The 21,067-nt window shown below is 59.8% G+C and carries 24 protein-coding genes and 1 other RNA gene; 14 read left to right on the top strand and 11 right to left on the bottom strand.

Features of this window, described 5'->3' with window-relative positions; all coding sequences use genetic code 11:
• Positions 1–3: 3 nt before the first annotated feature.
• From V8G57_RS20885 to V8G57_RS20865, 5 genes are all read left to right on the top strand, one after another.
• A complete protein-coding gene (locus V8G57_RS20885; RefSeq protein ID WP_342831017.1) occupies positions 4–2,082 on the top strand; it encodes a M3 family metallopeptidase in 2,079 nt (692 codons plus the stop codon).
• A gap of 105 nt (positions 2,083–2,187) precedes the next feature.
• Positions 2,188–2,802 carry a glutaredoxin family protein gene (locus V8G57_RS20880; protein WP_342831016.1) on the top strand — a complete coding sequence of 205 codons (615 nt, stop codon included), beginning with the start codon at positions 2,188–2,190 and terminating at the stop codon, positions 2,800–2,802.
• 27 nt (positions 2,803–2,829) lie between these two features.
• Entirely contained in the window at positions 2,830–3,255 is a 426-nt protein-coding gene (locus V8G57_RS20875; protein ID WP_342831015.1) for a DNA polymerase III subunit chi, read from the top strand.
• Positions 3,256–3,276: 21 nt separating this feature from the next.
• Positions 3,277–3,699, top strand: coding sequence for a hypothetical protein (locus V8G57_RS20870; RefSeq protein ID WP_092398980.1), 423 nt, complete (start codon positions 3,277–3,279; stop codon positions 3,697–3,699).
• A gap of 158 nt (positions 3,700–3,857) precedes the next feature.
• Positions 3,858–5,174 carry a D-amino acid dehydrogenase gene (locus V8G57_RS20865; RefSeq protein WP_342831014.1) on the top strand — a complete coding sequence of 439 codons (1,317 nt, stop codon included), beginning with the start codon at positions 3,858–3,860 and terminating at the stop codon, positions 5,172–5,174.
• Positions 5,175–5,335: 161 nt separating this feature from the next.
• Here the strand turns inward: V8G57_RS20865 and V8G57_RS20860 are convergent, their stop codons facing one another.
• The gene (locus V8G57_RS20860) at positions 5,336–5,845 is read right to left on the bottom strand and encodes an Lrp/AsnC family transcriptional regulator (protein WP_342831013.1); all 510 of its coding nucleotides are present in this window, start codon (positions 5,843–5,845) and stop codon (positions 5,336–5,338) included.
• 176 nt (positions 5,846–6,021) lie between these two features.
• Between V8G57_RS20860 and V8G57_RS20855 the strand changes: the two genes are divergently transcribed.
• The gene (locus V8G57_RS20855; RefSeq protein WP_092398986.1) at positions 6,022–7,170 is read left to right on the top strand and encodes a branched-chain amino acid ABC transporter substrate-binding protein; all 1,149 of its coding nucleotides are present in this window, start codon (positions 6,022–6,024) and stop codon (positions 7,168–7,170) included.
• A 245-nt stretch (positions 7,171–7,415) separates the two neighbouring features.
• On the top strand, positions 7,416–8,561 hold the full coding sequence (locus tag V8G57_RS20850) for a branched-chain amino acid ABC transporter substrate-binding protein (RefSeq protein WP_425458315.1): 1,146 nt from the start codon (positions 7,416–7,418) through the stop codon (positions 8,559–8,561).
• Between the two features lie 63 nt (positions 8,562–8,624).
• On the opposite strand, the gene V8G57_RS20845 is transcribed toward V8G57_RS20850, so the two are convergent.
• Positions 8,625–8,786 carry a hypothetical protein gene (locus V8G57_RS20845; RefSeq protein WP_342831011.1) on the bottom strand — a complete coding sequence of 54 codons (162 nt, stop codon included), beginning with the start codon at positions 8,784–8,786 and terminating at the stop codon, positions 8,625–8,627.
• A 39-nt stretch (positions 8,787–8,825) separates the two neighbouring features.
• Here V8G57_RS20845 and V8G57_RS20840 point away from each other — a divergent pair, with 39 nt between their 5' ends.
• The gene (locus V8G57_RS20840; RefSeq protein ID WP_342831106.1) at positions 8,826–9,953 is read left to right on the top strand and encodes a branched-chain amino acid ABC transporter substrate-binding protein; all 1,128 of its coding nucleotides are present in this window, start codon (positions 8,826–8,828) and stop codon (positions 9,951–9,953) included.
• Positions 9,954–10,021: 68 nt separating this feature from the next.
• Here the strand turns inward: V8G57_RS20840 and V8G57_RS20835 are convergent, their stop codons facing one another.
• Entirely contained in the window at positions 10,022–10,333 is a 312-nt protein-coding gene (locus tag V8G57_RS20835) for a c-type cytochrome (RefSeq protein WP_342831010.1), read from the bottom strand.
• 163 nt (positions 10,334–10,496) lie between these two features.
• On the opposite strand from V8G57_RS20835, the gene V8G57_RS20830 reads away from it, so the two are divergent.
• From V8G57_RS20830 to V8G57_RS20815, 4 genes are all read left to right on the top strand, one after another.
• Positions 10,497–10,727 (top strand): TIGR04438 family Trp-rich protein, encoded by a 231-nt coding sequence (locus V8G57_RS20830; protein WP_092398994.1) that lies wholly within the window; start codon positions 10,497–10,499, stop codon positions 10,725–10,727.
• A 69-nt stretch (positions 10,728–10,796) separates the two neighbouring features.
• Positions 10,797–11,690, top strand: coding sequence for a LysR family transcriptional regulator (locus V8G57_RS20825; RefSeq protein WP_092398996.1), 894 nt, complete (start codon positions 10,797–10,799; stop codon positions 11,688–11,690).
• Positions 11,691–11,695: 5 nt separating this feature from the next.
• Positions 11,696–12,550, top strand: a complete 855-nt coding sequence (gene lgt / locus V8G57_RS20820; RefSeq protein WP_092398998.1) for a prolipoprotein diacylglyceryl transferase — start codon at positions 11,696–11,698, stop codon at positions 12,548–12,550.
• A gap of 62 nt (positions 12,551–12,612) precedes the next feature.
• A complete protein-coding gene (locus tag V8G57_RS20815) occupies positions 12,613–14,172 on the top strand; it encodes a malonate--CoA ligase (protein ID WP_342831009.1) in 1,560 nt (519 codons plus the stop codon).
• Here V8G57_RS20815 and V8G57_RS20810 read toward each other — a convergent pair.
• The 5 genes from V8G57_RS20810 to V8G57_RS20790 form a co-directional block, all read right to left on the bottom strand.
• A complete protein-coding gene (locus tag V8G57_RS20810) occupies positions 14,159–14,620 on the bottom strand; it encodes an EVE domain-containing protein (protein WP_342831007.1) in 462 nt (153 codons plus the stop codon). The two genes, V8G57_RS20815 and V8G57_RS20810, sit on opposite strands and share 14 nt — an antisense overlap.
• 88 nt (positions 14,621–14,708) lie before the next feature.
• Positions 14,709–14,889, bottom strand: a non-coding RNA gene (ssrS, locus tag V8G57_RS20805) — 6S RNA.
• A gap of 100 nt (positions 14,890–14,989) precedes the next feature.
• On the bottom strand, positions 14,990–15,301 hold the full coding sequence (locus V8G57_RS20800) for a cell division protein ZapA (protein ID WP_092399004.1): 312 nt from the start codon (positions 15,299–15,301) through the stop codon (positions 14,990–14,992).
• Positions 15,298–15,534 (bottom strand): DUF904 domain-containing protein, encoded by a 237-nt coding sequence (locus V8G57_RS20795; protein ID WP_092399006.1) that lies wholly within the window; start codon positions 15,532–15,534, stop codon positions 15,298–15,300. Before V8G57_RS20795 ends, V8G57_RS20800 begins: the two co-directional genes overlap by 4 nt.
• 68 nt (positions 15,535–15,602) lie before the next feature.
• Entirely contained in the window at positions 15,603–16,112 is a 510-nt protein-coding gene (locus tag V8G57_RS20790) for an FUSC family protein (protein ID WP_342831004.1), read from the bottom strand.
• Positions 16,113–16,328: 216 nt separating this feature from the next.
• Between V8G57_RS20790 and V8G57_RS20785 the strand changes: the two genes are divergently transcribed.
• Together V8G57_RS20785 and V8G57_RS20780 are read left to right on the top strand one after the other, a co-directional pair.
• On the top strand, positions 16,329–16,928 hold the full coding sequence (locus tag V8G57_RS20785) for a glutathione S-transferase (protein ID WP_342831003.1): 600 nt from the start codon (positions 16,329–16,331) through the stop codon (positions 16,926–16,928).
• Positions 16,929–16,998: 70 nt separating this feature from the next.
• Positions 16,999–18,204 (top strand): lactonase family protein, encoded by a 1,206-nt coding sequence (locus V8G57_RS20780; RefSeq protein WP_342831001.1) that lies wholly within the window; start codon positions 16,999–17,001, stop codon positions 18,202–18,204.
• Between the two features lie 26 nt (positions 18,205–18,230).
• Here the strand turns inward: V8G57_RS20780 and V8G57_RS20775 are convergent, their stop codons facing one another.
• The 3 genes from V8G57_RS20775 to fdhF form a co-directional block, all read right to left on the bottom strand.
• A complete protein-coding gene (locus tag V8G57_RS20775; RefSeq protein ID WP_092399014.1) occupies positions 18,231–18,455 on the bottom strand; it encodes a formate dehydrogenase subunit delta in 225 nt (74 codons plus the stop codon).
• A 52-nt stretch (positions 18,456–18,507) separates the two neighbouring features.
• Complete coding sequence (gene fdhD, locus V8G57_RS20770) at positions 18,508–19,323, bottom strand: formate dehydrogenase accessory sulfurtransferase FdhD (protein WP_092399016.1); 816 nt, start codon at positions 19,321–19,323, stop codon at positions 18,508–18,510.
• 17 nt (positions 19,324–19,340) lie between these two features.
• Positions 19,341–21,067, bottom strand: a 1,727-nt coding sequence (gene fdhF / locus V8G57_RS20765; RefSeq protein WP_342831000.1) for a formate dehydrogenase subunit alpha, incomplete at its 5' end; no start/stop codon positions are given.

Raw genomic sequence — 21,067 nt, 5'->3', positions numbered from 1 at the left:
GCAATGACATCTACCGCTACCAAGACCAGCAATCCCCTGCTCGACTTTACCGGCCTGGCCAAATTCGACCAGATCAAGCCGGCCGACATCAGTCCGGCGATCGCGGCGCTGCTGCAGCAGGCGCAGACCGTGGTGACCTTGCTGGAAGCGCCTGCCGACACCGTGACCTGGGACAATTTTGTGGTCCCGCTGGAACACGTGACGGAGAAGCTGAGCCGCGCCTGGGGCATCGTCAGCCATCTGAATGCGGTAGCCGACACGCCGGACCTGCGCGCCGCCTATAACGAAAACCAGCCGAAACTGATCGAGTTCTGGACCGCGCTGGCGCAAAACCTGGCCTTGTTCGACAAGTACAAGGCGATCAAGAACAATCTCGACTTTGCCGAACTGTCGGAAGCGCGCCGCAAGATCGTCAACAATGCGCTGCGCGATTTCAGGCTGGGCGGCGCTGAACTGGCGCCGCCCAAGAAGGCCCGTTTCGCCGAAATCCAGGAAAAACACGCCGCGCTGACCACCCGCTTTTCGGAAAACATCCTCGACGCCACCAACGCCTATGGCTTGTTTGTCGACGACGAAGCCGAACTGGCCGGGTTGCCGGACGATGTACGCCAGGCGGCGCGCGCCGCCGCCGAGCAGGACGGCAAGCCCGGCTACAAGTTCACGCTGCATTTCCCGTCTTATTTCCCGATCCTGCAATACGCGGACAACCGCGCCTTGCGTGAAAAAATCTATCGCGCCAACGCCACCAAGGCCTCCGAGCTGGGCGAAAAGCCGGAATGGGACAACAGCGCCAACATCGTCGAGATCCTGCGCTTGCGCAATGAAGAAGCAAAACTGCTGGGCTTCAAGAACTACGCCGAGCTGTCGCTGGTGCGCAAGATGGCCAAGACCCCGGCCGAAGTGATGCTTTTCCTGGAAGACCTGGGCCAGCGCGCGCGGCCGTTCGCCGAACAAGACCTGGCCGAGCTGCGCACGTTCGCGGCGGAACGGCTGGACCTGGCCGCGCTGGAAGCCTGGGACCTGGCGTATGCCGCGGAAAAACTGCGCGAGCAGCGCTACGCTTTTTCCGAACAGGAAGTGAAGCAGTATTTTCCGGAACCGGTGGTAGTCGCAGGCTTGTTCCAGCTGGTGCAGAAACTGTTTTCAGTCGACATCAGCGCCGACCAGGCAGCGGTGTGGCACCCGGACGTCAAGTTCTTCAAGATCCAGAAAGACGGCAAGCTGATCGGCCAGTTTTATCTCGACCTGTATGCCCGCAACGGCAAGCGCGGCGGCGCCTGGATGGACGATGCGCGCGCTCGGCGCCGCCTCGGCAGCGAAATCCAGACCCCGATCGCCTACCTGACCTGCAATTTCACGGCGCCGGCAGTGGTCGACGGCGCGGCCAGGCCGGCCTTGTTTACGCATGACGAAGTGATCACCCTGTTCCATGAGTTCGGCCACGGCTTGCATCACATGCTGACCCAGGTCGACGAGATCGGCGTCTCCGGCATTTCCGGCGTCGAATGGGATGCGGTCGAACTGCCATCGCAGTTCATGGAGAATTTCTGCTGGGAGTGGGATGTGCTGCAGCACATGACGTCCGAGGCGGAAAGCGGCGCACCGTTGCCGCGTGAACTGTTCGACAAGATGATCGCCGCCAAGAATTTCCAGTCTGGGCTACAGGCTTTGCGCCAGGTCGAGTTTTCGCTGTTCGACATGCGCTTGCACGACGACTATGATCCGTATGGCAGCCAAAGCGTGCAGGACGTGATCAACCAGGTGCGCGGCAAGGTCGCCGTCATCAGCCCGCCGCCTTTCAATCGCTTCCAGCACTCGTTCGGCCACATTTTTGCCGGCGGTTACGCTGCCGGCTATTACAGCTACAAGTGGGCTGAAGTGTTGTCGGCCGATGCCTACAGCGCGTTTGAAGAAGCAGCGTCGCACGGCGGCAATGTGGTCTCGGCGGAAACCGGAAGAAAGTTCCACGCCGAAATCCTGGCCGTCGGCGGCTCGCGCCCGGCGCTGGAATCGTTCAAGGCTTTCCGCGGACGCGAACCGAACATAGACGCCTTGCTGCGCCATAGCGGCATGGCGGCATGAGTAGGCAAAGCGGCGGCAAAGAAGCGTAAAGACAAGCAGGATCGAAGCAACACCACTACCAAACCTTCGCTGTACAACGGCGATTCTTACAATAGGGGAAAAAGGATGAAAGCTGGGACGAAATTCGCTGCAACGGTTTTTCTGCTGACGCTGGCCGCGGGCGCGCAAGCGCAACTGTACAAATCGACCGGCCCTGACGGCAAAGTCACCTACAGCGACATCCCGCCGGCCAAGGGCAATGTGACGCAGCAGAAAACCGGCGCCGGCATCAGCGACGTCAACGACGGCATGCCTTATGAACTGGCGCAGGCGGTCAAGAACAGTCCGGTCACGCTGTACAGCTCGGAGAAATGCATTCCCTGCGACGACGGCCGCAAGATGCTGACCGAACGCGGCATCCCGTTCAGCGAAAAGACCATCAAGAGCAATGAAGATATCGCCGCCTTCCGCAAGGTTACCAGCGAAAGCCAGCTGCCTTTGTTGACGGTCGGCCGCAACAAGGAAAGCGGCTTTTCCCCCAGCGCCTGGGGCACCGCGCTGACAGCCGCCGGCTACCCGGAAACCAGCCGCTTGCCGAAAACCTATCGCAATGCCGCCCCGGTCGCCGCTGCGCCGGCCGCCGCCGCACCCGGCAAGAGCGCCTCGCCTGCTGCCGCCAGCACCGGCAATGGCGACACTCCGCCGGCAGCCGGCAATGCGCCGCCCGGCTTCCGTTTTTAAAACGCTACCGCCCGACAATTTCCATTCATGACGCAAATCGACTTTCACACCAATATTTCGGACAAGTTCCTGTACACCTGCCGACTGGTGCGTAAAGCACGCGCGGCGCAGCGCCAGATCGTCATATTGGGCAGCAATGCCGAGGACCTGGCGACGCTTGACCGCGCGCTCTGGACATTTTCCGAGCACGATTTCCTGCCCCACGTCAGGGCCGGCGATCCGCTGGCGGCGCAAACCCCGGTGATCCTGGCCGCCGACGAAGAGATCGAATGGCCGCATCACCAGATCCTGATCAACCTGTCCGGCAGTACGCCGCAGCATTTCGCCCGCTTCGAAAGAATGTTCGAAATCATCTCGCTGGCCGACGACGACAAGGCCGGCGGACGCGAGCGCTACCGCTTTTACCAGCAACGCGGTTATCCCCTGACCCATTTCGTTGCTGACAATGTATAGATAGACATAGAGGAATCTGTAATGAGCAATCTTGACGCCAATATTCCTTTATTGACCGAGGTCATTGTCCCGCTGCCGACTTTGACCGACATTATAGAAACGCCGCCGCCGACCGCGGCCGGCGCCGCCGCGCAGGCTGCCGAGGATGACGGCAGTTTCGAGCTGCCCAGGGCACGCCAGGAAGAAACCGTTGCGCGCGCCCTGAGCCAGCACGACTGGGAGCGGCTGGAAGCCGAAGTAAGGGAAAAAGTGCTGCAGCAGCTGCAGGACCGGATCGATTTTGTCATCGAGCAACGGGTGCGCGACGGCCTGGCGGATGTGCTGCAAACCGCGGTGGAGGGCATGGCGGCGCAAATCCGGGAGGGTTTGCACCAGACCCTGGACGAGGTGATTTCCCGTGCCGTGAGCCTGGAATTAGTCAAATTAAAAAAAACAAACATTTAACGTAAATTTTTTGTTTTTCAATCACATTTTGCAATACGGTAGATAAAAGTAAAAAAAACAGATCTCATTTTGATCGCCTAAAAAATCTCTGTTTTCTTACAATAGCGCTATTGAAATGGTGGCTCGACAGTAATTAAACGGTGGTTTTTGGAGATGAGATGAAAGTAATCGTATTGGGCGCAGGCGTTATCGGAACCAGTTCTGCATGGTTCCTGAACAAGGAAGGTCACGATGTGACAGTGATCGAACGCCAGCCGGGGGCGGCCCAGGAAACCAGTTTTGCCAACGGCTGCCAGATTTCGGTGTCGCATGCCGAACCTTGGGCCAATCCGCAGGCGCCGCTGAAGGTGCTGAAATGGCTGGGACAGGAAGATGCACCGCTGCTGTACCGCTTCCGCCCGGAATGGCTGCAATGGAAGTGGGCGCTGAATTTCCTGCGCGAATGCACGCCGGCCCGCACCAACGACAATATCCGCCAGATCGTCGCCATCTGCGAATACAGCCGCCAGACCTTGCAAGCCGTGCGCGCCGACACCGGCGTCGATTACGATTGCCTGACGCGCGGCATCCTGCATTTCTATACCGAACAAAAAGAATTCGACATCTCGCTGCCTGCCGCGCAACTGATGCGCGACCTCGGCTGCCCGCGCGAATCGATCAACGCCGATGAAGTGGTCCGGATCGAACCGGCGCTGGCGCGCATCCGCGACAAGATCGTCGGCGGCGATTTCACCGCCACCGATGAATCGGGCGACGTCTACAAATTCACCTCGGGCCTGGCCGCCAAGGCTGCCGAAGCCGGCGTGGATTTCCAGTACAACACCAGCGTCACCCGCCTGATCACCGAAGGCAGCGGCGCCGGCGCCAAGATCACCGGCGTCGAAGTGATCAATGCCGACGGCCGCCACGAAGTGCTGCATGCCGATGCTTTCGTGGTCGCCATGGGCAGCTTCTCGACGCCGCTGCTGAAGCCGCTCGGCATCGAACTGATGATCTATCCGGGCAAGGGTTATTCCGCCACCTACCGCATCACCAACCCGGAAGCGGCGCCTAGCGTTTCGCTGACCGACGACGGCTACAAGCTGGTGGTGTCGCGCCTGGGCGACCGCCTGCGGGTGGCCGGCACCTGCGAACTGAACGGCTACACGCGCGAGCTCAACACCACCCGCTGCGAAGCGATCACGCGCCGCACCCGCGAACTGTTCCCCGACGGCTGCGATTACGACAATCCGGTTTACTGGACCGGTTTGCGGCCGATGACGCCATCCAACGTGCCCTATATCGGCAAGACCAGGATCAGCAACCTGTTCCTCAATACAGGCCACGGAACGCTGGGCTGGACCATGGGTTGCGGTTCCGGCCGCGCCATCGCCGAGATCGTCTCGGGCCGCCGGCCGGAAGTCGACTTCGCGTTCACCGGCATGCCGCGGCAGGCTCCGCAGCCGCTGATCCTGCCGCGCCCTGTGCAAGCATGATGACCGCCGCGCCCGTTGCAGGGAGGCGATAAAAAAGACCGGTGCTGGCGACAGCATCGGTCTTTTTTTTGCCTGGAGCGACATGGCGCGGTTTTTGCGTATGTCTCTGCGGAAGTCGGCAGCGCCGTGTTTTTATTGTCCAGGCGCACTGTTGGAGTGCATCACTTGGCGACGCGCACCTCGACCGTGGCCGGTTTTTCGTCGAAGGCGACGCGGGTCACGAACTTGGCGCGCTTCATCGGAAAACGGGACTGGAAATGACGGACATTGCCGGAACCGGAAATGACCCGGCGCACGAACTGATAATAGGCATCCATATCGATCACATGCACGACCAGGAAATAATCGTAATCGCCGGACACGAAATAGCATTGCATGACTTCGGCTTCCTTGTTCATGCGCAGCTCGAACTCCTGCATGTGCTCGTCTGACTGGTGGTTCAGCGAGATTTCGAGGAAGGCCAGCATGCCGTAGCCGAGCGCGAAAGGATCGACCAGCGAGACGTCGGCGCTGATGATGCCGGCGTCGCGCAAATCGCGCAGGCGGCGCAGGCAGGTGGGCTGGGAAATGTGGGCTTTGTCGGCCAGCATGCGGGTCGGCATTTGATTGTCGCGCTGCAGCAAGTTAAGCAGCTTGCGGTCGACTTTGTCTAGGGTGTAATGTTTGCTCATGCCAGGGGATCAGGGGCTGCTGCAGCTGTGTCAAGAATTCGCAAAAACCGCTATGCGAAGCGTTTTTTATGTTGTAACGTTGCTCTATTCGGACAAGTTCGAATAAATAACAAATAAGCAGCGGACGGTGAAACTGTAACTAGTTTGTTTTATTTTAAATCCTCAGGAGGATATTCATGCAGAACAAGATCAAATTGATTCCGTTGGCAGGTGCAGTTGCCATGGCTTTCGCTTTCGCAGGCTCGGCTTCGGCGCAAGAAACAGTCACCATCGGCCAGGTCAGCCCGCTCACAGGTCCTAACGCGCACATCGGCAAGGACAATGAAAACGGCGCCAAGATGGCAATCGATGAACTGAATGCCAAAGGCACCATGATCGGCGGCAAAAAAGTGACTTTCGTATTGGCTTCAGAGGATGACGCCTCCGATCCGAAACAAGGCACCGCAGCTGCGCAGAAACTGGTGGACGCCAAGGTCAAGGGTGTTATCGGCCACATGAATTCCGGCACCACCATTCCTGCATCGAAGATCTATTTCGACGCCGGCATTCCGCAAATCTCGCCTTCCGCCACCAATCCGAAATACACCCAGCAAGGCTTCAACACGGCATTCCGCGTAGTCGCCAACGATGGCCAGCTGGGCGGCACCCTGGGTCGCTATGCGGTCAATACCCTGAAGGGCAAGAATATTGCCGTGATCGATGACCGTACCGCCTACGGCCAAGGCGTTGCGGAAGAGTTCACCAAGAGCGCGAAGAAGGCCGGCGCTACCATCGTGGCGACCCAGTTCACCAACGATAAAGCGACTGACTTCAACGCCATCCTGACTTCGATCAAGGCCAAGAACCCGGACGTGATCTTCTTCGGCGGCATGGACGCTGTCGGCGGTCCGATGCTGCGCCAGATGGACCAGCTGGGCATCAAGGCCAAGTTCATGGGCGGCGATGGCTTGTGCACCACTGAGCTGGCCAAGCTGGCTGGCGCAGGCTTGAAAGACGACCAGGTAGTTTGCGCTGAAGCCGGCGGTGTGCCGGATGCAGGCAAGGCTGCGCTGGAAGCCTTCAAGGTGGCTTACCAGAAGAAATTCAACCAGGAAGTCGTGATCTACGCACCGTACGAGTACGACGCGCTGATGGCGATGGTGGCGGCAATGCAAAAAGCCGGCTCGTCCGATCCGAAAAAATATCTGCCTGAGCTGGCCAAGATCCACTACAAAGGCGTGACCGGCGATATCGCTTTTGATCCAAAGGGCGACATCAAGGACGGTTCGCTGACCTTGTACACCTACAAGGATGGCAAGCGCACCCTGCTGACCGTGACAAAATAATCGTCGCGCGTCCCTGATAAAAACGCCCCGGCAGCCGGGGCGTTTTTTTTCGCCTGTTGAAAACCCGCACGCCATTCCGCCGCCTGCCCTAATCCCCGCATGGATCGCAAGGGTATTGCTTAAAATGCAGGAAAAGACCTATACGAAGGTTTTGTTATGTTGTAAGGTTTGCATGTTCCGCTCGTTGGGCAGCGGAAATTGCTTTCACTTACCTTGTATAAACCATCAGGAGGAAACACGTGCAGATGAAGAACAAAATGTTGCCGCTGGCTGCAGCAATCGCATTGGCGCTGGTCGCTGCAGGCTCGGCGCACGCTGAAGAACAAATCGTCAAGATCGGCCATGTCGGCCCGGTTACCGGCCCTTCCGCCCACCTCGGCAAAGACATGGAAAACGGCGCCAAGATGGCGATCGAAGAATTGAACGCCAAGGGCATCACCCTGGGCGGCAAGAAAATCAAGTTCGTGCTGCTGGCGGAGGACGATGCATCCGATCCCAAGCAAGGCACCGCGGCGGCGCAAAAACTGGTGGACGCCAAGATTGACGGCGTCATCGGCCACCTGAACTCCGGCACCACGATTCCCGCATCGAAAATCTATTACGATGCCGGCATCCCGCAAATTTCGCCGGCGGCAACCAGCCCGAAGTATACGCAGCAAGGCTTTAACAGCGTGTTCCGCGTGGTCGCCAACGACGGCCAGCTGGGCGGCACCCTGGGACGCTACGCAGCCACCACGCTGAAAGCCAAGAATATCGCCGTGATCGACGACCGCACCGCCTACGGCCAGGGCGTTGCGCAGGAATTCGCCAAGGGCGCAAAAAGCGCGGGCGTCAATATTGTCGCCACCCAGTTCACCAACGACAAGGCAACCGACTTCAACGCCATCCTGACCTCGATCAAGGCCAAGAATCCGGACGTGATCTTCTTCGGCGGCATGGATGCGGTAGCCGGTCCGATGCTGCGCCAGATGAAGGCGCTCGGCATCAAGGCCAAGTTCATGGGCGGCGACGGCATGTGCACTGCCGAGCTGGGCAAGCTGGCCGGCGACGGACTGGCCAACGACCAGGTGGTTTGCGCGGAAGCCGGCGGCGTCGAGGAGTCGGGCAAGAAGGGCCTGGAAGATTTCAAGGCGGCATTCCAGAAAAAATTCAATGCCGAAGTCAAACTGTACGCGCCCTACTCCTACGATTCAGTGATGACCATGGTGGAAGCCATGCAGAAAGCCAACTCCGCCGATCCGAAGAAATACCTGCCGGAACTGGCCAGGATCCATCACAAGGGCGTAACCGGCATGATCGCCTTCGACGCCAAGGGCGACATCAAGGACGGCACGCTGACCCTGTATACCTACAAGGATGGCAAGCGCACTTTGCTGACCGTCACCAAGTAAATAACATTCACCTGCAGTTCATGGAAGCGTCCCGGCCTCAGCGCCGGGACGCTTTTTTTTATTTCAATCGCCATTGCCCTGCGCTTTACGCAGATCGTTCTGTCGAATTGACAAAAAAACATATAAAAGCGCTTTGCGCAGCTTTTGTATTGTTGTAACGTTTAAGACCCAGACCAGACGGAAGCCGAAGTCAGCGGCTCCAAAAATTTTTACCATCAATAACATTGCAAATCATCAGGAGATAATCCAGTGCATACCATCAGAATGATTCCGCTGGCCGCAGCCGCCGCCTTGTCCCTGTCCACCAGCGCATACGCGCAGGAACAGGCGGTCAAGATTGCCCATGTCGGCCCGATCACCGGTCCCATTGCCCATCTCGGCAAGGACAACGAAAACGGCGCCAGGATGGCGATCGAAGAATTGAACAAGCAGGACATCACGCTCGACGGCAAGAAAACCCGGTTCGTACTGATGGCGGAAGACGACGCATCCGATCCCAAGCAGGCGACCGCGGTTGCGCAAAAACTGGTAGACGCCAAAGTTGCCGGCGTCATCGGCCACGTCAATTCCGGCACTTCGATTCCAGCATCGAAGATTTATTACGACGCCGGCATTCCGCAAATCTCGCCGTCGACCACCAGCGCCAAATACACCCAGCAGGGTTTTAACACGACCTTCCGCGTGGTGGCCAACGACAGCCAGCTGGGCGGCGCCCTGGGCCGCTACGCAGCCAACACCCTGCATGCCAAGACAGCCGCCGTGATCGATGACCGTACCGCCTATGGCCAGGGCCTGGCGGAGGAATTCATCAAGGCTGCCAAGGCTGCCGGCATGACTATCGTGGCGACCCAGTACACCAACGACAAGGCGACCGACTTCAACGCCATCCTGACCTCGTTCAAGGCCAAGAAACCCGACGTCGTATTCTTCGGCGGACTCGACGCCGGCGCCGGCCCCATGCTGCGCCAGATGAAGCAGCTGGGGATCCAGGCCAAGTTCATGGGCGGCGACGCCATCTGCACTTCCGACCTGCCCAAGCTGGCCGGCGACGGCATCAGCAACGACCAGGTGATCTGCGCGGAAGCCGGCGGTGTGGAAGAGTCAGGCAGGAAAGCGCTGGACGCCTACAAGACCGCCTACAAGATCAAGTACGGCAAAGACATCGTGATCTATGCGCCGTACACCTACGATGCCCTGATGACCATGGTGGACGCCATGCAAAAAGCCAAGTCTGCCGATCCGAAAAAATACCTGCCGGAACTGGCCAAGATCCACCACCAAGGCGTGACCGGCATGATCTCGTTTGACGCCAAGGGCGACATCAGGGACGGCAGCATCACCTTGTACACTTACCGGGGCGCGCAACGCTCCCAGCTGACGGTAACCAAATAAAGGTCCTGGTCTTCCCCAAAAAAAATGGCGCTCGATCGAGCGCCATTTTTGTTGCCTTGCCAGCGGAATTACTTCTGCGACAAAACCCATTTCACCAGGGTATGCGCTTCAGCCTCGCTGACTTGCGGATTGGCCGGCATCGGGATCGCGCCCCAAGTGCCTGATCCGCCCTTCATCACTTTCAGCACCAGCTTGTCTTCCGCATCTTTTTGACCCGCGTATTTTGCTGCAACGTCCTTGTATGCCGGGCCGACCACTTTGTTTTGCACCGAGTGGCATGCCATACAGTTCTTGCTCTTCGCCAGGTCCAGGCCGGCGTCCGCCAGAGCGGATCCCGAGGCCACTGCGCCCAGCAGTGCACAGATCAACAAACGTTTCATTCTTATCTCCGTCAAAAAAATGTGACACCATTTTACCTGCCCGCGTGCATTGTCTCATATCCCTGAAACACCTACATACATCTGGAATCCGACATATCAGACCGACATCCGTTGACCACAAGCATCTTTCGCCCTATCCTTTCCGCAAAGAAAAGGGAATGCCATGCCACTGATTATCATTATCGTTTCGTTAATAGCGTTAAAATACTTCGAAGTCGGCCCGTTTGCCGGTATCTCCTGGTGGTGGATCGCTGCTTTGATGGCGGTGGCCTTTATCTGGTTCGAGTTCCTGGAGCGGCTGTTGGGCCTGGATAAGCGCAAGGCCCACGAGGAAATCGAAAAGACCAGGAAAGACCGGGTCAAGAAGACTTTCGACCCCCATAAACGGCGCTGAAACGCGCGGGACTGCACAACATAAGCCGGTACCTCCCGGCTTTTTTATTAGCCCCATAGGCTCGGATCCATGAACATAGAGCTGCGGCAATTGCGCTATTTCGTCGCGGTTGCTGAAGAAAGACATTTCGGCCGCGCCGCGCTGCGCCTGCACATGACGCAGCCGCCGCTGTCGCAAGCGATCCAGGCGCTGGAAGCCAACCTTGGCACGCCGCTCTTTGCCCGCACCAAGCGCAGCGTAGCGCTGACGCCGGCCGGGCTGGCCTTGCTGCCGGAAGCGCAGCGCCTGCTGCAGCAGGCCGCTACCCTGCCCGACCTGGTGCGGCGCGCGGCTTCGGGCGAATCCGGCCTGCTCACGCTATCGTTTGTCTCGACCGCCGACTACAGCATCCTGCCGCCGCTGCTGCGCGCTTTTCGCGAAGCTTATCCGCAGGTGCAGATCGACCTGCAGGAAGCCACCAGCGACCTCCAGCTGGCGCAGCTGATGGAGGGCCGGATCGACGCCGGCCTGCTGATCCCGCCGCTGCCGGACAAGGCCAAGCTGGCGCTGGATTACCAGCCGGTGCTGGCGGAACCGCTGATCCTGGCTGCGCCCAGCGGCCTCAAGGCGTTGCGGGCGAAAGGCAGGATTGCGCTGAGCTCTGTGGCCGACATGCCCCTGATCATTTTCCCGCGCCGCATCTCGCCCGGCTTCCACGACACCATCCTCGGCTGCTTCCGCGCCGCCGGCGTCACCCCGCATATCGGCCAGGAAGCGATCCAGATGCAAACCATCGTCGGCCTGGTGTCGGCTGGCATGGGGATCGCGCTTGTGCCACAATCGGTGTCGAACCTGCAACGCCCGGGGGTCGACTATCGTGAATTGCAAGACCAGGCGCCGTTGGTCGAAACCGGCCTGGCCTGGCGCCGCGATAATGTTTCACCGGTACTGCAAGCATTTTTGGAACTGTTACGAAAGAAATAAAGAATATGCTGATTCATCCCCTGCCCGATCCGATCGCCTTTTCCCTCGGTCCGCTCCATGTACGCTGGTACGGCTTGATGTACCTGCTGGCGTTCATCCTGTTTATCTGGATCGGCAGGATCAGGATCAAGCAGCCGCATGTCGCTGCCGCCGGCTGGAAAAAAGAGGACATTGACGACATGCTGTTTTACGGCGTGCTGGGAGTGGTGATCGGCGGCCGCCTAGGGCAGGTGCTGTTTTACGATCCGTCCTTTTATTTCTCGCATCCGGCCGAAATCATCGCGGTCTGGAAGGGCGGCATGTCGTTCCACGGCGGCTTTCTCGGCGTCATGATCGCCATGGCCTGGTGGGGCCGCAAGGCGGGCCGCAAGCTGATGGACATCATGGATTTCATCGCGCCGCTGGTGCCGCTCGGCTACGCCGCAGGCCGCCTCGGCAATTTCATCAACGGCGAACTGCCGGGCCGGGTGGTTTCCGATCCGTCGCTGCCATGGGCCATGATCTGGCCGAATGTCGACAGCCTGCCGCGCCATCCGTCGCCGATCTACCAGATGCTGGTCGACGGCATACTGCTGTTCATCATCCTCTGGATATTCTCGCGCAAGCCGCGGCCGCGCATGGCGGTGGCGGGCATGTTCTCGCTGCTGTACGGCTGCGCCCGTTTCTTCACCGAATATTTCCGCGTGCCGGACTATAACGTGACGTTCGGCGACATCACCATTTCCGCCGGCCAGATGCTGTCGGTGCCGATGATCGTGCTGGGCATCGTGCTGCTGGTGATCGCTTACCGCAATCCGCGCCAGTATGCAGGCCCCGCCGATGCGCCGCCGGCCAAGGCCGCAACGCGCTCTGCTACCTGAACCGGCGTGCGCCTGGCAGCCAGCCAGGCGCATGTTTCCCGCACGCCTTCCCCGCCCTGAACATGACCGCCAATCTTTACGCCCTTTTTGCGTCGCGCTTCCCGGCCGACGACACCGCTTGCTGCATCGAAACCCATGACGGCCAGTACTACAGCTGGGGCGACATCGAACGCGCTTCCGCCCGCATCGCCAACCTGCTCGCCAGCCTGGATTTGCCGAGCGGCGCGCGCATCGCCGCGCAGGTGGAAAAATCGCCCGAGGCGCTGATACTCTACCTGGCGACCCTGCGCGCCGGGTTTGTCTACCTGCCGCTGAACACCGCATACCGTGCTGCCGAAATCGCATATTTCATCGGCGATGCGGAACCGGCGGTGTTTGTCTGCACGCCGCAAAATTTCGGCTGGGTAGCGCAGATTGCATTCAAGGCCGGCACCCGCCACCTGTTCACCCTGGATGAAGGCGGCAACGGCCGCAGGAATTCCGGCTCGCTGCTGGCGCGCGCCATGCACCATCCGGATTCGTTCGACACGGTTGAAAAACAGGCCGACGACCTTGCCGTCATCTTGTATACCTCAGGCACCACCGGCCGCAGCAAGGGCGCCATGCTCTCGCACGGCAATATCGGTTCGAATGCCCAGGTGCTGCAGCAATACTGGCACTGGCAGGCCGGCGACGTGCTGCTGCATGCGTTGCCGCTGTTCCACATCCACGGCTTGCTGGTGGCGGCCAACGGCGCGCTGCTGAACGGCAGCAAAATGATTTTCCTGCCGAAGTTCGAGGCCGCCGAAGTCTGCCGCCAGCTGCCGCACAGCACCGTCTTCATGGGCGTGCCGACCTATTACGTGCGGCTGCTGGCGCATGGCGGCTTCGACCGCCACGCCTGCCGCAATATCCGCCTGTTCGTGTCCGGCTCGGCGCCTTTGCTGGCCGACACCTTTGCCGAATTCGCGGAGCGCACCGGCCACACCATACTGGAGCGCTATGGCATGAGCGAAACCGCCATGCTGACCTCCAACCCGTATGCGCAGAAACGGCGCGGCGGCACCGTCGGCCTGCCGCTGCCGGGCGTCTCGCTGCGCCTGATGAAGAGCGACCGGGCAGGCCACGGCGCGCTGTGCGGCGCAGGTGAAATCGGCGACATCCAGGTCAAGGGGCCGAATGTGTTCCATGGCTACTGGCGCATGCCGGAAAAGACTGCGGAGGAGTTCACCGCCGACGGTTATTTCAAGACCGGCGACGTCGGCAAATTCGATGACGAGGGTTACCTGGCGATCGTCGGCCGCAGCAAGGACCTGATCATTTCAGGCGGCTATAACGTCTATCCGAAGGAAGTTGAAAGCGTGATAGATGAAATCGATGGCGTGCTGGAATCGGCGGTGATCGGCATTCCCCACGCCGATTTCGGCGAGGCGGTGACCGCGGTGATCGTCAAGCGGCCCGAAGCCAGCCTGACGACGGCGGATGTGATCGCCATGATGAAAACCTCGATCGCCAATTTCAAGGTGCCCAAACAGGTGTTCTTCGCAGAAGAACTGCCGCGCAACACCATGGGCAAAGTGCAAAAGAATGTATTGCGCGAGCGTTATGCGCTACCGGCTGCGGGCAGCGTCACGCCTTCATGAGCTTGCCGATGTGGCGCCATTCGGCGGCGCCGACCGGGGTGATGGAAAGGCGGTTGCCGCGGCGCAGGATCTGCATGTCGGCCAATGCTTCCTGCTGCCGCAATTCCGGCAGGGGAATCAGCCGAGTCTTGCGCAAGGCGCGCACATCGACCAGCATCCAGCGCGGATTTTCGCGATCTGCCTTGGGATCGAAATATTTGCTCTTCGGATCAAACTGCGTGTCGTCGGGATAAGGCGTGCTCGCCACCTCGGCCAGGCCGGCGATGCCCGGCACGGCGCAGCCGGAATGGTAAAACAGCACGCCGTCGCCGACCTGCATGGCATCGCGCATGAAATTGCGCGCCTGGTAATTACGCACGCCGTACCAGGCGATGGTTTGTCCGGCCATGGCCAGGACATCGTCGATGCTGGCGTCGTCCGGTTCGGATTTCATTAGCCAATAATTCATTTCGCCCCTAGTCTGGATATCAGAAAAAAAGTTAGAAACAAGCCGGCAATAAAAAAAGCGGCTGCACATGCATGCAACCGCTTCAGAATCAAGTCCCGCCTGTGCCGCTTTGTCGGCATCCTGAACCAAAGCAGTTCAAGTTGGCCGCAGTTAGTTCAATTTCGGGTTCATCGGACTAGCGACGCTCACACCTATCGAACAAAATTCCGCAGCCGTTGCGTATAAATGGTTCAAGGATTTTATGACAATCGCGAACACGGCAGGAGACGTTAGTCTACTCCAAACGCATCCCAAGTCAAACCCCTTTTGCCGAAAGTTTTTCCTGCAACACGACCGGCAACACGGCCTGCAGCATGGCTGGCCGCAGGGTCAGAACAAGTCTTCCTGCGCTGCCAGGGCTTCATCCAGGACCGTATGCATTGCAGTTATATTCTGCTTCACTTCCGACATGGTGAGGTCGGACAACGGACCGGCAGGCGCTTTGCTGCCCAATAATTCGGCAGCGATGCCAAGCGCGGCGATGACGGCGATGCGGTCATTGCCGCGGATTTTTCCGGCGTCGCGGATGGCGCTCATTTTGCCGTCCAGGTAAGCCACGGCTTCCTGCAGCGCCTTTTCCTCGCCTTCCTTGCAAGCCAAGGTATAGGGCTGGCCCATGATGTTAACGCTTAACTGGCTCATGTAAGCTCCTGATCTTGCGACTCTTGCGATAACTCTTGCGGCAACGCAGGAAACTTCTCAAGCAGTGCGGCAACCCGCTGGTGCGCTTCGCCGATGCGTTGCTTCAACTCTTCGTTTTCACTCTGCAAGCCGGTTGCACGCAGGCGCAGCTGGGCGTTTTCCCGGCGCAAGGTGTGCGTCAACTCAGCCAGCTGGCCGATTTTTTCTGATAATTGATGGAATTCTGAAATCATTTTGTCACTATAGTGTTGCTAAGGAAATTACGTCAATAGATTAGACCAATGAATCTCGCGGCCGGCCATCAATTCGTGCTGGGCGCCAATCGCTTGAGCGCATAGGAATACGCCAGCGACTGCAATAATGCCACGGTACTGCCGGCGATCACCTCACCGACCCGCAACAAAGCATACTCCAGCTCCTGGTGCAGCCCTTTGCCGCCGATCGCAGCGGACATCAGGATCACCACGGTCGCAGGCCCCAGGCGCCAGTTGGCCGGATAGTTCTGCAACAGCATGGCTACCAGCACCGATGTTGCCAAAGCAACCAGCAAGGACAGGAATCCCGGGCCGAACAGCACCAGCGCCAGGCAGGCAACCACGCAACCGTTCAACGTATTGATCAAGCGGGCCCGGAAATTCGCCTTGGCCAGGTTGACATCCGGCTCGGTCACGATAATCAGGGAAATCATGGCCCAATACGGCTCTTGCAAGCCCAGGGCGCGCAATCCGTACCAGGTGATCAGCGCGCCGGTCAGGATCTTGACCAGGTAAACCAGGGCATTTTTTCTGGGGCTAATGAATTGGAAGTCCATCCCGGCCTTTAAAATCACGATGCGAGCGCCATTTTAGCCGAGAACACGGCGCATCCCGAGATTTCAGCGCCTGGCGTTCTGACAGCAGGCGCCGCCCAAGGTTCGTCCATTGCGGCGGTGAATTGACGCATTGCCGTTCAATTCAAGCGCCTCGGCTGCCGGCGAACGGGAATTTCTGCTATTTTGTTAACGCCCGCCTGCCATGGATACGCTTACTTGAAACCGATTTTATTCACCTTCCGCCGCTGTCCCTATGCCATCCGCGCCCGTCTTGCGATCAAGATCAGCGGCGTCGAGGTGGAAATGCATGAAGTCAGTTTGAGGAACAAACCGCAAGCGATGCTGGACTGTTCGCCCAAAGGCACGGTCCCGGTCCTGAAATTGGCGGATGGCCCGCCGCTTGAACAAAGCCTGGACATCATGCACTGGGCGCTCGCACAGCATGATCCGGCACAGTGGTTAAGCCCGGACCCCGCAGTGCGGCAGCAGGCGCAAGAACTGATCCAGCAGAATGACGGCCCGTTCAAGGGCTGGCTGGACCGCTACAAATATGCCGCGCGTTTTCCGGAATATCCAGCGGCCCATTACCGGGCCCAGGGCGAAGCCATCCTGGCGCAGCTGGATGCGCGCATTGCACGCCACGGATTCCTGTGCGGTGAAAGGCCGGGCCTGGCCGACATGGCCATCTTTCCGTTCATACGGCAATTCGCACACGTTGACGAAGCATGGTTTTATGCCAGCAAGTACAAGAGCCTGGCAGCTTGGCTGGACCAGCTGCTGGCGTCATCGTTATTCGATTCGGTGATGCAAAAATGATGCGAACCCGCCACCTTGGCGCAATCCGGGCAGCTTCGGTTCTTGCGGAACAAATGGCACAGGAGAAAAGATGCAACACCAGAGACCTTTCATTCGCGGCGCCAAAAGAATGGCGCTTTCCATCGCACTGCTTACCATGACCAGCATGCCGCTAAAAGCCGAAACCCCGTCCCCTGCCCTGTTCGCCTATGTCGGGACGTATAACCCCAACGGCGAAGGCGTATACCTGTTCAAGGTGGACAGCCAGTCTGGCGCGCTGAGCCGGGTGAAAGTCGTCAGCACGCTGCCCAACGCAGCCCAGCTCAATCTCGATGCGGCCGGCAAGACCCTGTATGTGGCAAGCGAGGTGGCCAGCTATAACGGCAGCCAGCACGGCGTGCTGGCGGCATATGCGGTGAACCGGGCCGACGGTTCGCTGACGCTGTTGAACCAGCAGGATGCGCAAGGCAAGAATCCGGTCTATGTGTCGCTGACGCCAAGGCAGGACTACCTGCTGGCCGCCAACTACGGCAGCGGCTCGGTGGCTTCGTTCCCTGTAGCGAAAGACGGCAGCCTGCTGCCGGCAGTGTCGGTCCAGCAAAGCGCCGGCCCGGCGGGAGCGGCGCGGCCGGAAGCCGCGGCCGTCGGCAGCTTTGCCGCCAGCGACCACAATGGCCCGCACGCGCACATGATCGCCAGCGACCCCAGCGGCAAGTTTGTCTTTTCAACCGACCTTGGACTGGACCGTATCTACCAATGGCGCCTTGACCAGGACAGCGGCAGCCTGACGCCCAACACGCCGGCCTTCATCGACGCATCATCGGCGGGCGCCGGCCCGCGCCATTTCGTGTTCCACCCCAATGGCAAATATGTCTACCTGATCAACGAGGAAGCCTCGACCCTGACGCTCTACCATTTCGACCAGGCCAGCGGGACGCTGCAGGAACGGCAAACCATCTCCAGCCTGCCGCAAAACTACCAGGGCACCAGTTTTGCCTCCGGGCTGACCCTGAGCCATGACGGCCGCTTCCTGTATGTGGCGAACCGCCTGCACAACAGCATCGCCCAGTTCGCCGTCGGCGCCCAGGGCAAGCTCAGCTGGGTAGGCGAAACCTGGACCCGCGGCGATTATCCGCGCGGCATCGTGATCGAACCACAGGGGCGCTATATCTATGCGCTGAACCAGCGCAGCGACAACATCACCCAGTTCGCCATCGACAAGCACAGCGGCAAGCTGGAATTCATCGACAGGTATACCGGGCTGGGCAGTCCTTCGCAGATGGTGTTTGTGCGCTAGCGCGATGCTGCGGGCGACACCGGAAGTTACTGCAAGGTGGCGGCGTGCAGGCGCACCGCCTCCAGCACCATCGGATTGAGCTCCGGCCCGCCTTGCGTATCGATATACGCCAGCAGTTCGCGCCGCATGCGCGGCTCCCAGCTGCGCTTCAGGTGGCTGGCGAAATCCGCCATCGCTTGCTGGCGGTCGGGCATGGTCTCGAAGAATGCGCCGATCTGATTTGCCATCTTCACCAGGTGTTCCAGATTCATACGACTACCCTTTCTGCTGCGATTCTGCGGTTGGCGGCCGGGCCGGCAAGATTCATGGCAACAGCCGCTGCGGATTGGCGTACACCACGTGGCCAGGCTCCCGCACGAAACCCAGCAGGGTGACGTTAGCCTGTTCCGCCAGGCGGATCGCCAGCGCGGTCGGCGCCGACACCGCAACGATAAAACCGCAGCCCATGCTGGCCGCCTTCTGCACCATTTCATAACTGGCGCGGCTGGTAATCAGCACCGCGCCGCTGGAAAAATCCCGGCGCGGATTTTCTTGCGCCAGGGCCCCGATCAATTTGTCGAGGGCGTTGTGACGGCCGACGTCTTCCCGCACCAGCGCGATCTTGCCGTCAGCCTGCAGCCATGCGGCGGCATGGGTAGCCCCGGTCACCTTCTGCAAATGCTGTTGCTGCTGCATCTGCGCCATCGCCGCATAAATGCCGGCCGCTGAAAACCGCGCGGCGGAAACCACCGGCGCCGGCTTGCGCACTGCCTGCTGCAAGGTTTCCGCGCCGCACAAGCCGCAGCCGGTACGGCCGGTCAGGTTGCGCCGTTTTTCCTTGAGCGCGACAAAACGCTCGGTGGCGATCTGCATCTGCACCTGAATGCCGTCGGCCGCTGTGACGATCTCGCAATCGAACAGCTCGCTGCGATCCTGCAAGATGCCCTCAGTCAAGGAGAACCCCAGGGCAAAATCTTCCAGGTCGGCCGGCGACGCCATCATCACGGCGTGCGAAATGCCGTTGTATTCCAGCGCCACCGGCACCTCTTCCGCAACCACGTCGCGGCTCTTGCCGACGGCGCCGTTACGCCACTGCTCGACGTCGACTTCGGTGCTGCTGGCGTATTCGGGTGAAACCATGTTTTTCCTCTGTACCGTTATTTGCTGACCGCCGCCTCGGCCGCCTGCCCCTGCAGCAGCTTCAGCTGCTGCTCAGTGAAACGGCTGAACTGCTTCTGCCATGTGGACGGCTGGCTGACCGGCATCACCTGCACCGCAGTCACTTTGTATTCGGGACAATTGGTGGCCCAGTCGGAATTGTCGGTGGTGATCACATTCGCCCCCGATTCCGGGAAATGGAATGTGGTGTACACCACGCCAGGCTGCACCCGTTCAGTCACCGTAGCGCGCAATACCGTCTGCCCGGCGCGCGACTCGATGCCGACCCAATCGTCATCCGTGATGCCGCGGTCCTCGGCGTCATGCGGATGGATCTCCAGCCGGTCCTCGCTGTGCCATTCTACATTCTCGGTGCGCCGGGTCTGGGCGCCGACATTATATTGCGACAAGATGCGGCCGGTAGTCAGGATCAGCGGGAATTTCAGCGTTACCTTTTCATCGGTGGCGAAGTATTGGGTATTGATGAACTTGCCCTTGCCGCGCACGAATTCCTTGATATGCATGATCGGCGTGCCGTCCGGCGCCGCGTCGTTGCACGGCCATTGCAGGCTGCCGGCCTGCTCCAGCTTGGCGTAGCTGACGCCATGGAAGGTCGGCGTCAGCGCGGCGATTTCATCCATGATTTCCGACGGATGCGCATACGGCATGTCATAACCCATGGCTTTGGCCAAGGCCACCGTGACTTCCCAATCCGACAAGCCGCCCTTGGCCGGCATCACCTTGCGCACGCGCGAGATGCGCCGTTCGGCGTTGGTGAAAGTGCCGTCCTTTTCGAGGAAGGACGAACCGGGCAGGAATACATGCGCATATTTCGCGGTCTCGTTGAGGAACAGGTCCTGCACCACGATGCATTCCATGTTCGACAGCGCCGCCGTCACGTGCTGGGTATTCGGATCGGACTGCACGATATCCTCGCCTTCGCAGTACAGGCCCATGAAGCTGCCGTCGAGCGCGGCATCGAACATGTTCGGGATGCGCAAACCCGGCTCAGGGCTCAGCGTGACGCCCCAGGCTTGCTCGAATTCGCCGCGCACGGTGCTGTCCGATACATGGCGGTAACCGGGCAATTCATGCGGGAAGGAACCCATGTCGCAGGAACCTTGCACATTGTTCTGGCCGCGCAGCGGATTGACGCCGACGCCTTCGCGGCCGACGTTGCCGGTCGCCATCGCCAGGTTGGCGATGCCGATCACCATGGTCGATCCCTGCGCATGTTCGGTGACGCCCAGGCCGTAGTAGATCGCGCCGTTGCCGGCAGTGGCAAACAGGCGCGCGGCGCCGCGCAGCTGGTCGGCAGGCACGCCGGTGATAGCGGCCGTCATTTCGGGAGAATTCTCCGGCCGCAGCACGAATTCCTTCCAGTCGGCATACGATTTCTGGTCGCAGCGCTCGGCAACGAAGTCTTCTTTCTGCATGCCTTCGGACAAGATCACGTGCGCCAACGCGGTAATCAGGGCGACGTTGGTGCCGGGCCGCAGCTTGAGGTGGTAATCGGCTTCAACGTGGGGCGACTTCACCATTTCAGTGGTGCGCGGATCGACCACGATCAGCTTGGCGCCTTGGCGCAGGCGGCGTTTCATCTGAGAGGCAAACACGGGATGCGCAGCGACCGGATTGGCGCCGATGACCATGATCACATCCGACTGCATGACCGAATCGAAAGTCTGGGTGCCGGCCGATTCGCCCAGCGTCTGCTTCAAGCCGT

The sequence above is a fragment of the Collimonas rhizosphaerae genome (genome assembly GCF_038896935.1).
Lineage (GTDB): Bacteria > Pseudomonadota > Gammaproteobacteria > Burkholderiales > Burkholderiaceae_D > Collimonas > Collimonas rhizosphaerae.
Note: the sequence above shows the minus strand (reverse complement) of the source record. Positions and strands in the feature narration are given on the sequence as shown.

Excerpts from the sequence above, each read along its gene's own strand:
- V8G57_RS20800 (WP_092399004.1), bottom strand. The coding sequence starts at position 15,301 with ATGAGCCAGTTAAGCGTTAACATCATGGGCCAGCCCTATACCTTGGCT.
- V8G57_RS20830 (WP_092398994.1), top strand. The coding sequence starts at position 10,497 with ATGCCACTGATTATCATTATCGTTTCGTTAATAGCGTTAAAATACTTC.
- fdhD (WP_092399016.1), bottom strand. The coding sequence starts at position 19,323 with ATGGTTTCACCCGAATACGCCAGCAGCACCGAAGTCGACGTCGAGCAG.
- V8G57_RS20840 (WP_342831106.1), top strand. The coding sequence starts at position 8,826 with ATGATTCCGCTGGCCGCAGCCGCCGCCTTGTCCCTGTCCACCAGCGCA.
- V8G57_RS20775 (WP_092399014.1), bottom strand. The coding sequence starts at position 18,455 with ATGAATCTGGAACACCTGGTGAAGATGGCAAATCAGATCGGCGCATTC.
- V8G57_RS20855 (WP_092398986.1), top strand. The coding sequence starts at position 6,022 with ATGCAGAACAAGATCAAATTGATTCCGTTGGCAGGTGCAGTTGCCATG.
- V8G57_RS20780 (WP_342831001.1), top strand. The coding sequence starts at position 16,999 with ATGCAACACCAGAGACCTTTCATTCGCGGCGCCAAAAGAATGGCGCTT.
- V8G57_RS20835 (WP_342831010.1), bottom strand. The coding sequence starts at position 10,333 with ATGAAACGTTTGTTGATCTGTGCACTGCTGGGCGCAGTGGCCTCGGGA.
- V8G57_RS20865 (WP_342831014.1), top strand. The coding sequence starts at position 3,858 with ATGAAAGTAATCGTATTGGGCGCAGGCGTTATCGGAACCAGTTCTGCA.
- V8G57_RS20795 (WP_092399006.1), bottom strand. The coding sequence starts at position 15,534 with ATGATTTCAGAATTCCATCAATTATCAGAAAAAATCGGCCAGCTGGCT.
- V8G57_RS20815 (WP_342831009.1), top strand. The coding sequence starts at position 12,613 with ATGACCGCCAATCTTTACGCCCTTTTTGCGTCGCGCTTCCCGGCCGAC.
- V8G57_RS20790 (WP_342831004.1), bottom strand. The coding sequence starts at position 16,112 with ATGGACTTCCAATTCATTAGCCCCAGAAAAAATGCCCTGGTTTACCTG.
- V8G57_RS20810 (WP_342831007.1), bottom strand. The coding sequence starts at position 14,620 with ATGAATTATTGGCTAATGAAATCCGAACCGGACGACGCCAGCATCGAC.
- V8G57_RS20825 (WP_092398996.1), top strand. The coding sequence starts at position 10,797 with ATGAACATAGAGCTGCGGCAATTGCGCTATTTCGTCGCGGTTGCTGAA.
- lgt (WP_092398998.1), top strand. The coding sequence starts at position 11,696 with ATGCTGATTCATCCCCTGCCCGATCCGATCGCCTTTTCCCTCGGTCCG.
- V8G57_RS20875 (WP_342831015.1), top strand. The coding sequence starts at position 2,830 with ATGACGCAAATCGACTTTCACACCAATATTTCGGACAAGTTCCTGTAC.
- V8G57_RS20870 (WP_092398980.1), top strand. The coding sequence starts at position 3,277 with ATGAGCAATCTTGACGCCAATATTCCTTTATTGACCGAGGTCATTGTC.
- V8G57_RS20850 (WP_425458315.1), top strand. The coding sequence starts at position 7,416 with ATGAAGAACAAAATGTTGCCGCTGGCTGCAGCAATCGCATTGGCGCTG.
- V8G57_RS20885 (WP_342831017.1), top strand. The coding sequence starts at position 4 with ATGACATCTACCGCTACCAAGACCAGCAATCCCCTGCTCGACTTTACC.
- V8G57_RS20880 (WP_342831016.1), top strand. The coding sequence starts at position 2,188 with ATGAAAGCTGGGACGAAATTCGCTGCAACGGTTTTTCTGCTGACGCTG.
- V8G57_RS20845 (WP_342831011.1), bottom strand. The coding sequence starts at position 8,786 with ATGTTATTGATGGTAAAAATTTTTGGAGCCGCTGACTTCGGCTTCCGT.
- V8G57_RS20860 (WP_342831013.1), bottom strand. The coding sequence starts at position 5,845 with ATGAGCAAACATTACACCCTAGACAAAGTCGACCGCAAGCTGCTTAAC.